At 40.4% G+C, this 15,365-nt stretch carries 13 protein-coding genes; 6 read left to right on the forward strand and 7 right to left on the reverse strand.

Annotated elements, in window-relative coordinates:
• Nucleotides 1-453 precede the first annotated feature (453 nt).
• Genes A6E04_RS11600 through A6E04_RS11610 form a run of 3 tightly spaced genes read left to right on the forward strand, consistent with a single transcriptional unit; the run spans nt 454 to nt 2,853 of the window.
• On the forward strand, nt 454-894 hold the full coding sequence (locus tag A6E04_RS11600; RefSeq protein WP_012549564.1) for an ATP-dependent zinc protease family protein: 441 nt from the start codon (nt 454-456) through the stop codon (nt 892-894).
• Nucleotides 894-1,799 (forward strand): 30S ribosomal protein S6--L-glutamate ligase, encoded by a 906-nt coding sequence (gene rimK / locus A6E04_RS11605; protein ID WP_017023039.1) that lies wholly within the window; start codon nt 894-896, stop codon nt 1,797-1,799. The genes A6E04_RS11600 and rimK overlap by 1 nt, the downstream gene beginning before the upstream one ends.
• A complete protein-coding gene (locus A6E04_RS11610) occupies nt 1,759-2,853 on the forward strand; it encodes a succinylglutamate desuccinylase/aspartoacylase family protein (RefSeq protein ID WP_017023038.1) in 1,095 nt (364 codons plus the stop codon). The genes rimK and A6E04_RS11610 overlap by 41 nt, the downstream gene beginning before the upstream one ends.
• A gap of 69 nt (nt 2,854-2,922) precedes the next feature.
• Here the strand turns inward: A6E04_RS11610 and A6E04_RS11615 are convergent, their stop codons facing one another.
• A complete protein-coding gene (locus tag A6E04_RS11615) occupies nt 2,923-3,408 on the reverse strand; it encodes a GreA/GreB family elongation factor (RefSeq protein WP_026025570.1) in 486 nt (161 codons plus the stop codon).
• Nucleotides 3,409-3,641: 233 nt separating this feature from the next.
• On the opposite strand from A6E04_RS11615, the gene A6E04_RS11620 reads away from it, so the two are divergent.
• Nucleotides 3,642-6,182, forward strand: a complete 2,541-nt coding sequence (locus A6E04_RS11620) for an Ig-like domain-containing protein (protein WP_065611446.1) — start codon at nt 3,642-3,644, stop codon at nt 6,180-6,182.
• A gap of 67 nt (nt 6,183-6,249) precedes the next feature.
• Here the strand turns inward: A6E04_RS11620 and A6E04_RS11625 are convergent, their stop codons facing one another.
• From A6E04_RS11625 to A6E04_RS11640, 3 genes are all read right to left on the reverse strand, one after another.
• Entirely contained in the window at nt 6,250-6,576 is a 327-nt protein-coding gene (locus tag A6E04_RS11625; RefSeq protein ID WP_012549559.1) for a DUF3622 domain-containing protein, read from the reverse strand.
• A 404-nt stretch (nt 6,577-6,980) separates the two neighbouring features.
• Nucleotides 6,981-7,517, reverse strand: a complete 537-nt coding sequence (locus A6E04_RS11635; RefSeq protein ID WP_017023034.1) for a DUF3332 domain-containing protein — start codon at nt 7,515-7,517, stop codon at nt 6,981-6,983.
• Nucleotides 7,518-7,587: 70 nt separating this feature from the next.
• Complete coding sequence (locus A6E04_RS11640) at nt 7,588-8,103, reverse strand: RNA methyltransferase (RefSeq protein WP_017023033.1); 516 nt, start codon at nt 8,101-8,103, stop codon at nt 7,588-7,590.
• Between the two features lie 176 nt (nt 8,104-8,279).
• Here A6E04_RS11640 and A6E04_RS11645 point away from each other — a divergent pair, with 176 nt between their 5' ends.
• On the forward strand, nt 8,280-8,555 hold the full coding sequence (locus A6E04_RS11645; RefSeq protein WP_017023032.1) for a DUF134 domain-containing protein: 276 nt from the start codon (nt 8,280-8,282) through the stop codon (nt 8,553-8,555).
• A gap of 17 nt (nt 8,556-8,572) precedes the next feature.
• On the opposite strand, the gene nqrM is transcribed toward A6E04_RS11645, so the two are convergent.
• The 3 genes from nqrM to purL form a co-directional block, all read right to left on the reverse strand.
• Nucleotides 8,573-8,776: a (Na+)-NQR maturation NqrM gene (gene nqrM, locus A6E04_RS11650; RefSeq protein ID WP_012549555.1), complete on the reverse strand. Its 204-nt coding sequence runs from the start codon at nt 8,774-8,776 to the stop codon at nt 8,573-8,575.
• On the reverse strand, nt 8,773-9,243 hold the full coding sequence (locus A6E04_RS11655) for a NifB/NifX family molybdenum-iron cluster-binding protein (RefSeq protein WP_065611448.1): 471 nt from the start codon (nt 9,241-9,243) through the stop codon (nt 8,773-8,775). Before A6E04_RS11655 ends, nqrM begins: the two co-directional genes overlap by 4 nt.
• 238 nt (nt 9,244-9,481) lie before the next feature.
• Nucleotides 9,482-13,411, reverse strand: a complete 3,930-nt coding sequence (gene purL / locus A6E04_RS11660; protein ID WP_065611449.1) for a phosphoribosylformylglycinamidine synthase — start codon at nt 13,409-13,411, stop codon at nt 9,482-9,484.
• Nucleotides 13,412-13,774: 363 nt separating this feature from the next.
• On the opposite strand from purL, the gene mltF reads away from it, so the two are divergent.
• Complete coding sequence (gene mltF, locus A6E04_RS11665; protein ID WP_023603703.1) at nt 13,775-15,259, forward strand: membrane-bound lytic murein transglycosylase MltF; 1,485 nt, start codon at nt 13,775-13,777, stop codon at nt 15,257-15,259.
• The last annotated feature ends 106 nt before the right edge of the window (nt 15,260-15,365 follow it).

Raw genomic sequence — 15,365 nt, forward strand, 5'->3', positions numbered from 1 at the left:
CACTCGTAATTAAACACCAGATTTAAATACTCGCTTCATTCATTTATTTCTCTTAACAATAAGAAAGCAGAGACTCCATCTGCTTTAAAATAAGAAAACAACATAATATCTATTCATTATTTGTCAAAATACCCACTAACATAGTGCTCTTTTTTTAAACAGTGTGAATAGAAAGCTTAATTCCATTCACAAATGGCTATCCATTAAAAAAACTAATGTGACGTGCGTCAAAATTATAATGAATATTTTATTTGACGAAATTTAAAACTGCTGATAAATTCGCGCCTATTGAGTCACGGTGTACACATCCTATAACACCTCTCTACGTATTCCACCAAACTCCAGACTACTGAACATATCAGTTCAGACAAATTAGATGGTAGCCAAATGGGTTAGATATCTGCAACGTATTTACTATACTTGTTGTAGATTTTTCTATTTGAGAAAATATTAATGACAAATAAAATCATGGTTGGATGGCGAGAGTCTCTTAGCCTTCCCGAGCTTGGTATTAAATTAATTAAGGCAAAAGTCGACACTGGCGCCCAAACATCTTGTTTACATGCGTTTAAAGTTGAGCCCTTTACCAAAGATGGTGAAGCATGGGTTCGCTTCTGGATCCATCCTGAAAAACGTAATAATGATTTTGTTCAAATATGCGAAGCTCCAATTGTTGATAAGCGAGTAGTAAAAAGCTCAAGTGGGCAAGAAGAAATGCGCTATGTGATCAGAACCATGATCCGACTAGCAGGCCAAGAATGGCCAGCAGAAATAACATTAAGTAACCGAGAAACAATGGTGTTTCGTATGTTACTTGGCAGATCATCAATGCAAGACCGCATTGTTGTTGATCCATCGTCGTCTTACCTAGTTGATTTTGAGGAAATTGTATAATGAAAATCGGTATTTTATCTCGTAACCAAGACCTTTACTCTACTCGCCGTTTAATTGAAGCGGCAGAAAGCCGTGGTCATGAAGTAAAAGTAATTGATGCATTACGCTGTTATATGAATATCAATTCAGAAAAACCTCAAATTCACTTCAAAGGTGAAGAACTGATTAATTACGATGCGATTATCCCTCGTATTGGCGCATCAGTTACTTTTTATGGTACTGCTGTATTACGTCAATTTGAAATGATGAATGTCTACCCGGTGAACGAATCTGTTGCTATCACTCGTTCTCGCGATAAATTACGTTCAATGCAACTGCTTTCTCGTAAAGGCATTGGTATGCCAATCACGGGTTTTGCAAGCAAGCCTGATGATGTAAAAGATTTACTTGATATGGTTGGCGGCGCGCCAGTTGTGATCAAGCTCTTAGAAGGCACTCAAGGTATTGGTGTTGTTCTTGCAGAAACAAGAAAAGCAGCAGAAAGTGTTGTTGAAGCATTTATGGGCTTAAAAGCGAATATTATGGTTCAAGAGTTCATCAAAGAAGCTGGCGGTGCAGATATCCGTTGTTTCGTTATTGGTGGCAAAGTGATTGCAGCAATGAAACGTCAAGGTGCAGAAGGCGAATTCCGTTCTAACCTACACCGTGGTGGTTCTGCGTCACTGGTTAAACTGACTCCAGAAGAACGTAAAACAGCAGTAGCAGCAGCAAATATCATGGGATTGAACGTAGCAGGTGTCGATTTACTTCGCTCTGATCGTGGTCCATTAGTTATGGAAGTGAACTCTTCACCTGGCTTAGAAGGCATTGAAGCCGCTACAGGTAAAGACGTTGCTGGTTTAATTGTTGATTTTATTGAGAAAAATGCAGCGACAAAAGGGACTAAAACTCGTGGCAAAGGCTAGACAGAACAAAGCATTCGACATACTAACGCATTCAGTTGCACCCGGTGAAAGAAAGGTCATTGAGATTGAAGCCGCAAAGCTTTATACCCACTCACCTTTATCTATCCCTGTAGAAATCATTAATGGCCAGCATGCTGGCCCAATCCTGATGGTCAATGCGGCCATTCATGGTGATGAGCTCAATGGGGTTGAAATTGTTCGACAGTTAATCAATAACATTGACCCAAAAACCCTAAAAGGCACTTTAATTGCAGTGCCTATTGTTAACGTTTTTGGTTTCATTCATAAATCTCGTTATCTACCCGATCGCCGAGATTTAAACCGTTGCTTCCCTGGTTCAGAAAAAGGCTCTTTGGCATCACGCATGGCAAATACCTTTTTCACCCAAATAGCAAAACGTTGTGATTATATTGTTGATTTGCACACCGGAGCGATTCATCGAACAAACTTACCTCAAATTCGTGCCAATCTAAGTAATCCTGAAACGTTACGAATTGCAAAAGCATTCGCAACACCATTGATTGTAGATTCGCCATTACGAGATGGTTCGTTACGCAGTGAAGCTGAACGTTGCGGTATTCCAGTATTAACATACGAAGCCGGTGAAGCATTGCGCTTTGAACCGATAGCGATCAATGCTGGATATGTGGGTGTACAACGAGTAATGCAATCTATTGGTATGTTAAAAGCCAGTAGAAAGCGCTTACCAACAGCCATTATTGCGAAATCAACTGGTTGGCTTAGAGCAGAAAGCGACGGTATCTTACGTACTATCGTGACACTCGGTGAGCAAGTTGAAAAAGATCAAGTTCTTGCTTATATCAGTGCGCCACTTGGCCACGGTGAGATCGAGATTATCGCACATAAAGGTGGCATCGTTATTGGCCAACAAACATTACCATTAGTTAATGAAGGGGACGCTATTTTCAATTTAGCTTACTTTTCTGAAGATGATGAGATGGTCGGTCAAACAGTTGAAACGTACATCGATGAAATGATTGATGCCGATACTGATCAACTAACGAATGGGCAGATCACAACATCTACCCTTTGATATTTCGATACCAAAAACAAAAATAAGAGAGGTTCGCCTCTCTTATTTTATTCATAATATTTACCGGTATTACTGAACACCAATAATTTCGTATTGTTGTTTTCTTCCAGCTAAGTCAAGTTCGAATTCATCCCCAAGCTGCTTTCCTATCATGGCCTTACCTAAGGGTGCTGATGGCGTGATCAACAAAAATGTCATGTCTTCATGAGTCACTTTTATCCCCCCCGCTGACGGTCCAATAAAGAACTGACTTTCGATATCATCCTGATTCACTAATGTCACTAACGCACACTGATTTATCACACTATCTTCACCGTATTCTAAGCGTGGTAATTTACGATACGCTAAAATATCGGCATCACATTCCGACACTCTTCGAGCTTGCCCATGCGCTAAATACGAGGCTTCTAAACCAAACGTTTCATACTTACTTCGAGCTATGGCTTCTTTATCTGTCGCTTGTTCAATCGCTCGCTGTGTCGCCTCTAACGCCATTTGGTGAACTTGACGTAATTGTTGAATGATTGAATCTAATAACGCTTCTTTTTCTATCATGTTAGATAACCCATAAAATCGACCGCTTATCATAACAAAAATAAAGATAACCGCTTTAACTTCCTATCCCATTTTTAATGTGAAGTATTTCCAAAAAGAATCGTAACTCAATGAGAATAGAGTGAATCCCTGTGATCTCCTGTTAAATAGCAAAACAAAATGAAATACCTTCTTAATTATCGACTAAAACTTAAGAGTCAATCCCCCCGACTTACTCGATTAAGGATATATCTATGAAACGGATTTTCATTAACAGTGCTATTGCCTCTGCCCTCTTTATTTCATACGGAGCCAATGCTTTTGATTGCAGTTCACTCCCTCTTTGGCAAAATTCAGAACCCTACAGCGGTGGTGCTGAAATACAACAGAATCAGATTGCATACCAAGCACAATGGTGGTCCCAAGGACATTCACCAGAAACACATTCTGGTGAATGGCAAGAATGGAAACGTTTAGGTCAATGCGATAATAGTGGCGGGAATGCCGCACCAACACTGTCCATCATCTCCCCTTTAAATAATGCTGCGATTGCAGAAGGAAGTGCCATCACATTACAAGCCAATGCTGTGGATAGTGACGGAGAAATTACTCGTGTTGAATTTTTAGCGGATAGCCAATCCATTAAGATAATCACCGCCCCACCGTATAACACGGATTGGGTAGCACTAAAAAATACGACATCAATTTCAGTGATCGCTACTGATAATGAAGGCAGTTCAACGGCTGAATCCGTCTCTATTCACGTACAATCAACCGGGGATTTAATCCCACCATCAATACAACTTCTCTCACCAACGGGCAATGAAGTTCTCTCTGTCGGCGATGCTTTATTAATGTCCGCAGACGCAACAGATAACGATGGTCAAGTCGCTTATGTCGAGTTTTATGTTGATAGTGAATTGGTTTTTACAGACAGTTCCGTGCCTTTTGAACACTTATGGGCAGCAACAAAGGGAACGCATCGTTTTAAAGCAAAAGCGATCGATAATGATGAACAGTCAAGCATCAGCCAAGAAAGTATCCTAACCATCACGGAACCATCTAGCGGTGGTTGTGCAGGCTTACCTCAATACAAATCAGGAACGGCTTACACTCAAGGCGATGAAATACAAAATATTAATCAAAAATATCGTTGTGATGTCGGTGGCTGGTGTTCTTCTTCATCTGATTGGGCGTATGCTCCAGGCACAGGCTCAAGCTGGCAAGATGCATGGACAGGGCTAGGCGTTTGTAGCACTCCACCAGAGGTCGCCATTACTTCACCAAGTGATAACAGCGTCATTCTTGCAGGATCGTCCATTATAATAAATGCCACCGCAAGCGACAGTGATGGCAGCATTGTTGGCGTAGAATTCTTTGCAAATGACATTACACTAGGCGCTGATACTCAAGCCCCTTATTCCATGACTTGGACTGCCGCCTTAATTGGAAATAACACACTAAAAGCCGTAGCAACCGATAATGAAGGAAATAACAGTGACAATAGTATTCTTGTTACTGTCAGTGATCAAAACGTAGTGACAAGTCTAACTTCCCCTGCATCTGGATCGAGCCTTGCCTTAGGAAAAATTACTCAACTAAGTGCAACCGCAACTTCATTAACCAGCTCGATAACTCAGGTTGATTTCTTAATTAATGGGGCAATCGTTGGGTCAGACACAACAACACCATACAATACCAATTGGACACCAAGTGCTATTGGTTCTTACTCCATTTCAACAGAGGCCACTGATGCCCAAGGAAATAAAGCACTCTCAATAGCATCAAGTATTACCGTTCTAGAACAAAGCCAAGCAACGCATAAATTAATTGGTTATTGGCATAATTTCGTTAACGGTTCTGGTTGCCCTATTCGTTTATCGGAAATGCCTGATGAGTGGGACGTTATCGATATTGCATTTGCTGATAATGATAGAAACAGCAACGGAACGGTGCATTTCAACCTCTACTCTGGTGATATTCACAGTAGCTGTCTCGCTCTAGATCCTAATCAATTTAAACAAGACATGGCCGCGTTACAGGCAAAAGGAAAAATATTTGTACTTTCTCTTGGTGGTGCAGAAGGCACAATAACCTTAAATACAGAACAAGATGAAGCCAATTTTGTCAGTAGTTTAACCGCACTTATTGATGAATGGGGCTTTGATGGGCTAGATATCGATTTAGAAAGCGGATCGAATTTACTTCATGGCACACAAATTCAAGCTCGCTTACCTACGGCACTAAAACAAATAGAAATGAATATGGGCGGAGACATGTATTTAACCATGGCACCAGAACATCCTTATGTTCAAGGTGGAATGGTTGCTTACAGCGGTATTTGGGGCGCTTATATTCCAGTAATAGACCAAGTTCGAGATACATTAGATCTTCTTCATGTTCAATTATATAACAATGGCGGATTAGCAAATCCATACATGCCAGGAGCCGCTCCAGAAGGATCCGTTGATATGATGGTAGCGTCGGTAAAAATGCTCGTTGAAGGGTTTGAACTCGCTGATGGCTCTTTCTTTGCTCCACTAAGAGATGATCAAGTCGCTATTGGTCTACCTTCAGGGCCAAGTTCAGCAAACTCAGGACAAGCGCCAACACAAAACATTATAGATGCATTAGATTGTGTCACTTATGGCTCAGCATGCAGCACCGTTGTTCCAAATAAATTATACCCGAATTTTGGTGGTGTGATGACATGGTCAATTAACTGGGATAAACATGATGGGTTTAATTTCTCACAACCGATTGGCGAGAAACTGACATTAATGAACGCTCAATAACATAAAACAACAGGCACAAAAAAGGCGCTCAATAAGCGCCTTTTTTATTTTAAATAGATAGAGAAGATTACTCTTCGTCGTAATCGTATTCGCTTTCGTCTTCTTTCGCATCACGAGCAGCTTCATATTCTGCTTTTTGTGCCGCTGATTTTTCTTTCTTGCGAGCGATCATTTCTTCTTTTTCGCTACGTTGATCAGCTTTACGATCGTTACGAACAGCTTGAGTCTTTGCAAATTCAACAAGCTCTTTTTGAGCCCATTCAACTGCTTCAGCTTCGCTTTCAAAACCAAGTTGACGCTTAGATACAACCGTTCTGCGAGAAGTAACTTGGCGCGTAATTTCAGCAGCCCAAGCGTTGCGTTTTTCTACAATACGGTAATCAAACTTTGCCATTTTTATTTCCTAGAATTCGATAGTTAAGGGATAGATCATTACTAAAAAATCCATCTATAACTGCAGTATAATACTTGCATTCCCTTTAATGCCCGCTATTAGAACACATTTCAATAAAAATGCACCAAAAAGATGTACTGAGCATCCCTCGAAAAAGTATAAAATTGAAATTAGCACGCGCCCAAAAGATATATCGTTTCCTTCCAAGCCATTATCATCGTTAATCCTTCTCTTACCAAGATCTCGATACGACATATCTTCAACCTATTATTCGTCGAAAATAGCAACCATAATACCAAGAGTAAGTTTGACGTAAATTAAAACCGAAATCGAACCAATCGTTTATTTTACTTATAAAAAAACGATTGATGAGATCATCAATCGTTATTTATTTGAATGAGACGTTAGCTTCTTGATGCAGCCAGTTCTTCAAGTGCTTCGATACTTGTTTCTGATACGATTTGTCCATCCATATAGTAAGTAATGTGATTGCCATCTCTTACCCCTAATAACACGGCTTTCTCGCCATTATTATAAGTAATGTCCATTTGAACCGTATTTTCATCAATTTTCTTCATTTGACCAGATTCGATAGCACGATTTGATGAAAGAGGAATTGGTGCTGTTTTTAATGAATCATCAAGGCTGTCATTAATCTTCATCATCGTATCGACTTTACTATCAAAGATATGAGGTGTTCCAGTCAGTACGTTTTTACCCGTCCAAAATTCTAATGAGTTAAAGACAATATAATCCGATGCTAATGTCAGAGCATAAACAGGGGCTAACAAGAAGTTAACTCCGGCACGAGCATAACGGTTATCCACGACTTGAACGTTAAATTTCATCAACATTCCCGTGACGGCATTACTACCAACACAACCCGATAACGTTAGTGCTACGGCCGATATTGCAATGACTTTGATGATGCTTTTCTTCATAATTCCCTCTACTTAATATAGTGTTCACACTTTAAAAGCATAGGTCTTATATGAAAAACATCCAGAAAGATTATTCTTTCTCTTTAATAACTAAGTGATTTCTATTATCTCGACTACTGCGAATCAATTCATCACCTTTTACAATATCGACTGATTTAGCTAAGCGATCATATAAAAGTACATTAACCGTTGCGGCTAAATTCATGCAACCCACGGTTGGAATATAAACAACGTGATCAGCACGGTCAGCCACTTGTTGTGTAATCGAACCATCTTCTGGACCAAATACATATATCGCTTTATCTGGATGTTTGAATTCAGGTAATGAAATAGCGCCTTCAGCTAACTCAACACACACAATTTTCATGTCATCGGCTAAGTTATCAAGTAAGCACTCAACGCTAGTTAGCGGGATTTTATTTACTGCTTTTTTTGTATCGGTTTGAAATTTAGCAGCACGGTCATACCTTTCACCAGTATAACGAACATCATCCACTTGATAACAACCAGCAGCACGCATCACTGCGCCAACATTCGTCGGACTTTTTGGGTTACTTAAACCAATTGTGACATGCGTATTTTTCATTATTGTTCCGTACTCTCAAATTAAAGAGCACGCATTTTACCAAAGAGAACCTAAGAGGGATAGTTGGAGTTATCAATCATGATTATATCGATTAATGTTATGCCCTTTATATAATAATCATTGGCATATTTACGTCTCTCATTTATGGTTACCCAATTAAAGCAGAGGACACTTTCATGGCCAGACCAATAATAGAACGAAATATACGCTGTAGACCCGCTCATAGTTGCTTCAAACCTAATGGCATTCCCATGACAGAACTAGAACAAGTGTCATTATTACCTGATGAATTTGAAGCCATTCGCCTATCCGATCTTCATGGGCTCAATCAACAAGCTTGTGCTGACCAAATGGGAATATCTCGTCAAACGTTTGGAAACATCATTAAACGAGCACGAGCAAAAACAGCACAAAGTATCATTGAAGGAAAAGCACTAATGCTAAGCAAGTAGTGCTTTGTTTGAAACCACTAACGTTGAGGTTCTTGAATTTGGTATAACGATTGTTTCGCCTCTTCAATACAGGTTGTCTTGCAATTACAAACACGCTTTACCTTTAAAATACTTAACCCTCCGCAACTGCCTTTAATACTTTGTCGGTGAAAAATAACGCCGATGGCCATCATTAAAATTACGGCTAAAAAAACACAAAAAGTCACCATGAATGTCATCATAATCCCTCCTCACCTTTACGGAAATTAAGCATTTTAGCGACTACTCCAATCAAACGAGGCGCTAATATTTTGGCTTGAGTTCTTTCTGTTTTTCGCCCCTCAGAGCACCCCACTTTATTTAAATGATTTATAGATTGTTTTGCAGCACTGCAATCCATAATTTTTTCTAACCCAGAGGGATGAATTGAAGACAATTGATTCATTCTTGTTGCTTGGTAAATATCCACATTACGGCTCAATAACTTAGTTAATAATCGCTCTCCGATATTACGAACCACCACAGCTTCAACTCCATTCATTATTAACATGTCTAATAATGCTTTCTTTCCTTTGCAGCCAGTAATCACCTTCGCCGGATTATCAATAGAAATAGACCTTCCTTTTCTATCATCCAGAATTAAAAACTGCTCAGCTTTAGAAAAATGGGGGGCGATTTTATCTCGATGACTTGGAATGGCGTAAATCATAAAAACCTCATAAGTAATATTGAATGATCACACCATACACTTAATTACTGGCATATGCCAATAACTCATATTTTACGCATAAAAAAACCGCTGAGATTTTCACCCCAACGGTTTTTAATAAAAGAGTCGTCTTTACCCAACCCTTTGTCTTATTGTAAAACAAAATTAGAAATAAATTTATTCTAATTAATCACATTTTTTAATTAATGTTTGATTTCCTGCTCATTAAAACAGCAAATCAACCAATGTTCTTACGTGCATTTTGGAACATACGCATCCATGCCCCATTTTCCCCCCAAGACTCAGGCGCCCAAGAGTTAGCAACCGTACGGAAGACACGCTCAGGGTGAGGCATCATGATCGTCACTCGACCATCCGTCGTTGTTAAACCAGTGATTGCATTTGGTGAACCGTTCGGGTTATTCGGGTATTGTTGCGTCTGATTGCCATTATTATCAACATAACGTAACGCAACGGTTCCTGAGTTTTCGATTGCATTTAGGTGCTCATTATCACGAACTTCAACACGCCCTTCGCCATGAGAAACAGCAATAGGCATGCGAGAACCTTCCATTCCATTGAAGAAAACAGAATCAGATTTCTGAACTTCAACTAGGCTGAAACGTGCTTCAAAACGCTCTGATTCATTACGAACGAAACGAGGCCAATACTCTGCACCAGGAATCAATTCACGCAAGTTAGACAGCATTTGACACCCGTTACACACACCTAGAGAGAACGTATCTTCACGCTTGAAGAAATCTTCAAATTGATTACGAGTCTTTTCGTTGAACAGAACCGATTTAGCCCAACCTTCACCAGCGCCCAATACATCACCGTAAGAGAAACCACCACACGCGACAAGACCGTTGTATTCTTCAAGTACCGCAGAGCCAGTAAGAATGTCACTCATGTGAATATCAGTGGCTTCAAAACCTGCGCGGTCAAACGCTGCTGCCATTTCCACATGCGAGTTAACGCCTTGCTCACGCAAGATTGCCATTTTAGGCTTGGCCCCTTTATTGATCATAGCCGCTTCAATGATTGGAGCCGCAATGTCTTCGTTCACATCAAAACTAAGGCTAACGTTTAGGCCAGGGTCTGAATTGTCTTTCTTCGCTTCGTGTTCTTGGTCTGCACATTCAGGGTTATCACGTAATCCTTGCATTTTATGTGTTGTTTCAGCCCAAATAGTACGTAACTCAGTACGGTTACGTTCAACGACAACTGTCTCACCAGATTTAATTACTAGCTCGTCTGAATCAGCAACAGAGCCGATAACGTGTGAACATTCACCTAGCTCATTTACTGCTAATGTTGATAGAACGGAATCTAGATCTTCGTTACGAACTTGAATTACTGCGCCTAATTCTTCATTGAACAACACAGCAAGCGTATTTTCATTGCTCTCTGATTCAAGTAACAGCGCTTCAATATTCGCGTTCACACCACAGTGACCAGCAAACGCCATTTCAGCAAGTGTTACAAATAAACCGCCGTCGCCCTTATCGTGGTAAGCCACTAGTTGATCATTAGCAACCAATGTTTGAATGCCTTCGTAGAAGCCTTTCAGCTGTACTGCGTTATCGACATCAGCCGGTTTATCACCCAATTGTTTGTAAACTTGTGCCAGTGCCGTTGCACCCATGCGGTTTTTACCGTTGCCCAAGTCAATAAGAACTAACGATGTTTCACCTTTGTCGGTTCTTAACTGAGGAGTCACTGTTTTACGGACGTCTTCAATTCGAGCAAAAGCAGTGATGACAAGAGAAAGTGGAGACGTCACTTCTTTCTGCTCGCCATTTTCTTCCCATTTGGTTTTCATCGACATAGAGTCTTTACCCACCGGGATAGTCAAACCAAGTGCAGGGCAAAGCTCTTCACCAACGGCTTTAACTGCTTCATAAAGACCCGCATCTTCACCAGGGTGACCCGCTGGAGACATCCAGTTTGCAGACAGTTTAATGTGTTTAATATCACCCACATTCGTTGCTGCAATGTTTGTAATTGCCTCACCAACCGCTAAACGTGCTGATGCACCAAAGTCTAATAAAGCAACTGGTGTACGTTCACCCAGTGACATCGCTTCACCGTGGTAAGTATCATAACTTGCCGCTGTTACTGCACAGTTCGCAACAGGAACCTGCCAAGGACCAACCATTTGATCACGAGCAACAAGACCTGTTACTGAGCGATCGCCAATGGTGATTAGGAATGTTTTTTCAGCGACGGTAGGTAAACGAAGAACACGCTCAATCGCCTCATTCAATTCAATGCCAGAACAATCAAGCGCCGAGTTATTTGCTTTTAGTGTCTTAGCATCACGGTGCATCTTAGGTGTCTTACCTAAAAGGATGTCCATTGGCATATCAATTGGCGTATTGTCGAAATGTGAATCTTCTAATTTTAGATCACGCTCTTCTGTTGCTTTACCAACGACGGCATAAGGTGCACGTTCACGCTTACAAATCGCTTCAAACGTTGCTAAATCTTTATCAGCAACAGCCATAACATAACGTTCTTGAGATTCGTTACACCAAATTTCAAGTGGGCTCATGCCCGGCTCATCATTTGGTACATCACGTAGATTGAAGATACCACCACGTTCACCATCATCAACAAGCTCAGGTAATGCGTTTGAAATACCACCTGCGCCTACATCGTGGATAAATGCAATTGGGTTTGCATCACCAAGCTGCCAACAACGGTCGATAACTTCCTGACAACGACGCTCCATTTCTGGGTTTTCACGTTGCACTGAAGCAAAATCAAGATCTTCAGCCGATTGACCTGATGCCATTGACGATGCAGCACCACCACCAAGACCGATGTTCATTGCTGGACCACCAAGAACAATTAAGCTTGCGCCCACAGGGATCTCTTTCTTCTGAACATGATCATCACGGATATTACCTAAACCACCCGCAAGCATGATTGGTTTGTGGTAACCACGAACTTCTTCACCATTGTGTGAATTTACTTTTTCTTCATAAGTACGGAAGTAACCTAATAGATTTGGACGACCAAATTCATTGTTAAATGCTGCACCGCCTAGAGGGCCTTCAAGCATAATATCAAGTGCGGTTACGATACGGCTTGGCTTACCAAAATCCGTTTCCCATGGTTGAACAAAGTTAGGAATTTTTAAGTTAGATACAGAGAAACCAACCAAACCAGCTTTTGGTTTACCACCAATACCGGTTGCGCCTTCATCACGGATTTCACCACCAGAACCTGTTGATGCACCCGGCCAAGGAGAAATTGCCGTTGGGTGGTTATGGGTTTCAACTTTCATCAAGATATGTGTTTTCTCTTGGTGGTAGTTGTACTGGCGTGTTTCTGGATCAGGGAAAAAGCGACCAACGGTTGACCCCGTCATTACCGCGGCATTATCTTTGTAAGCAGAAAGTACATGCTCAGGGGTAACTTCAAAGGTGTTTTTGATCATTTTGAACAAGGTTTTATCTTGTTTCACACCATCAATAGTCCAATCTGCATTGAAAATCTTGTGGCGACAATGCTCTGAGTTCGCTTGTGCAAACATCATTAATTCAATGTCAGTCGGATTACGACCTAGTTTTTCGGTAAAGCTTTCAAGAAGGTAATCGATTTCATCTTCAGCCAATGCAAGACCTAGGGTAACGTTTGCGTTTTCTAGCGCTTTACGACCACCGACAAGTAGATCAACTTCAGCATAAGGAATCGGTTCTGCAACCGTAAACAATGCCGCTGCCGATTCAAAATCAGTAAAGACCACTTCCATCATGCGATCATGAAGAATGGCTTTTAGTTCGACTAATTGAAGTTCAGAAAGTGTTTCAGAGGTTTCTACATAATAAGCAGTACCGCGCTCTAAACGTGCGATATTTGATAAACCACAGTTATGGGCGATATCAGTAGATTTTGAAGACCAAGGAGAGATAGTACCCGGACGAGGGGCAGAAAGAAGCAACAACCCTTCAGGTTCATGTTCTTCAATCGTTGGACCATAAGTCAGTAGTTTTTCTAACTTTTCAACTTCAGACGCATCAAGGTCAGCTTTTACATCAGCAAAATGGGCAAACTCAGCATAAATACCTGTTACAGGTAAACTCAGTTCACGGCAAAGCTCAAGCAGCTTATTAACACGAAATACAGATAGAGCAGGTGAACCACGCAAAATTCTCATGTACTTAGGTCTCTTTGGCAATGAATTAAAGGTAATATTGGAATAGTTTCATGATGTTAAAAGCAATCAACTCAATTAATTACTCATATCACATAGCGACTATGCCGATGTTACCTCTGGTATTGCGAGCGCATTATAAAGGATTTTGTTTTGTGAAGTAACACCCAAAGCAACCGTTTGCGTATTTTTTTTCAAAAAAAGAGAAACGCCCCTCTGTTTTAATGAATTTGAATATAAAATGTACACTTGATGCAAATGTTGGCCTTAATCTCTCTTTATTGTTCTAATTTGTTACTGCGCTTTTGCCTCTTTTTCTCCCATTTGATATAACTACGCCCTACTTATTTAAAAGAGCATTCTGACTTGAGCCACATCCGATATTATCGTCTTCTAAAATCTTGCCTAGTTATTTCTACGCTTGTATTTACCTTAACGGGTTGCCAAGTAGAATCAGAACCAAAAACAAAACTAGAGCAAGTAAGAGAACGTGGCATCTTAAGAGTCAGTACATTAAATAATCAACTCTCTTATTATATTGGCTCGAACGGTCCTACAGGGCTTGATTATGATCTTGCGAAAGCCTTTGCTGAAAAGCTAAATGTAAAACTAGAAATCACGCCTGCTTATACGTATTCAGGTTTATTCCCAGCGCTAAACCGCAACGAAGTCGATATTGTTGCCGCTAATATGACCATTACCCCTGAACGTCTAGAAAACTTTCGTACCGGACCAATTTATTATTATGTTAGTCAACAGGTCGTATATAAAAAAGGAAACTGGCGCCCTCGAAATATCAAAAACCTCACAGAATTAGATGAAAACTTAACGATTGTGAAAGATTCTAGTTTTGAAGGCACTTTATTAAAATTAAAAGAAAAATATAAAAAATTAGAATGGTCTACAGAAGATAATACGGATGTAAGTGAACTATTAAAACAAGTCGCACGCGGTGAAATACATTACACCTTAGCCGATTCGGTTGAGCTGTCTCTTACCCAACGAATTCATCCCGATCTCGCTGTCGCTTTTGAGTTAACCGAAGATCAACCTATCGCTTGGTTCTTACAAAAAACAGAAGACGATAGCCTTCAGGCATTATTGATTGAGTTTTTTGGTGAGCTAAAAAGCAGTGGTAAATTAGCATTACTAGAAGAAAAATATTTTGGTCACGTAGAAACGTTCGATTACGTTGATACACGTGCTTTCATTCGTTCACTAGAAAGTAAGTTACCGAAATGGGAACCTTTATTTAAAAAATACGCAGGGGATTTTGATTGGCGTTTCTTAGCCGCTCTCTCATACCAAGAGTCACATTGGAACCCTATTGCTAAATCTCCTACAGGTGTGCGAGGCATGATGATGCTCACTTTACCAACGGCTCAATCTGTTGGAGTTAAAAATCGATTAGACCCAGAAGAAAGCATTCGCGGGGGAGCTGAGTATTTACGTCGTATAGTAAAACGTGTACCAGATTCCATTACCGAACATGAGAAAATTTGGTTTGCCTTAGCGTCTTATAACATTGGTTTCGGACACATGATGGACGCCCGTCGTTTAACACAACGATTAGGGGGCGATCCTAATTCATGGACAGACGTAAAAGACAATTTGCCTTTGTTACGCCAGAAACGTTATTACAAATACCTTCGCTATGGATTTGCTCGTGGTGATGAAGCTCAAAACTACGTTGAAAACATCCGTCGTTATTACCAAAGTATTATTGGTTATGAACAAGAACAAGCAAACAAGTTAATCCAAGAAGATATCACCGTTGAAGATTTAACTGTCATTGATGTTCCATTGTCATCAGCAACGTCTACGACAAGCCACGCAGTTTCAAGTCAGTAATTTGTTACTGTATAAAAAAGGCATTAGGATGATAACGGCTGACTCGATGAGAACGTTCATATAACGGTAACAATTACCACATACTCTGAGCTAAATAGATTAGAAA

The organism is Aliivibrio logei (genome assembly GCF_001691055.1).
Taxonomy (GTDB): Bacteria; Pseudomonadota; Gammaproteobacteria; order Enterobacterales; family Vibrionaceae; genus Aliivibrio; species Aliivibrio salmonicida.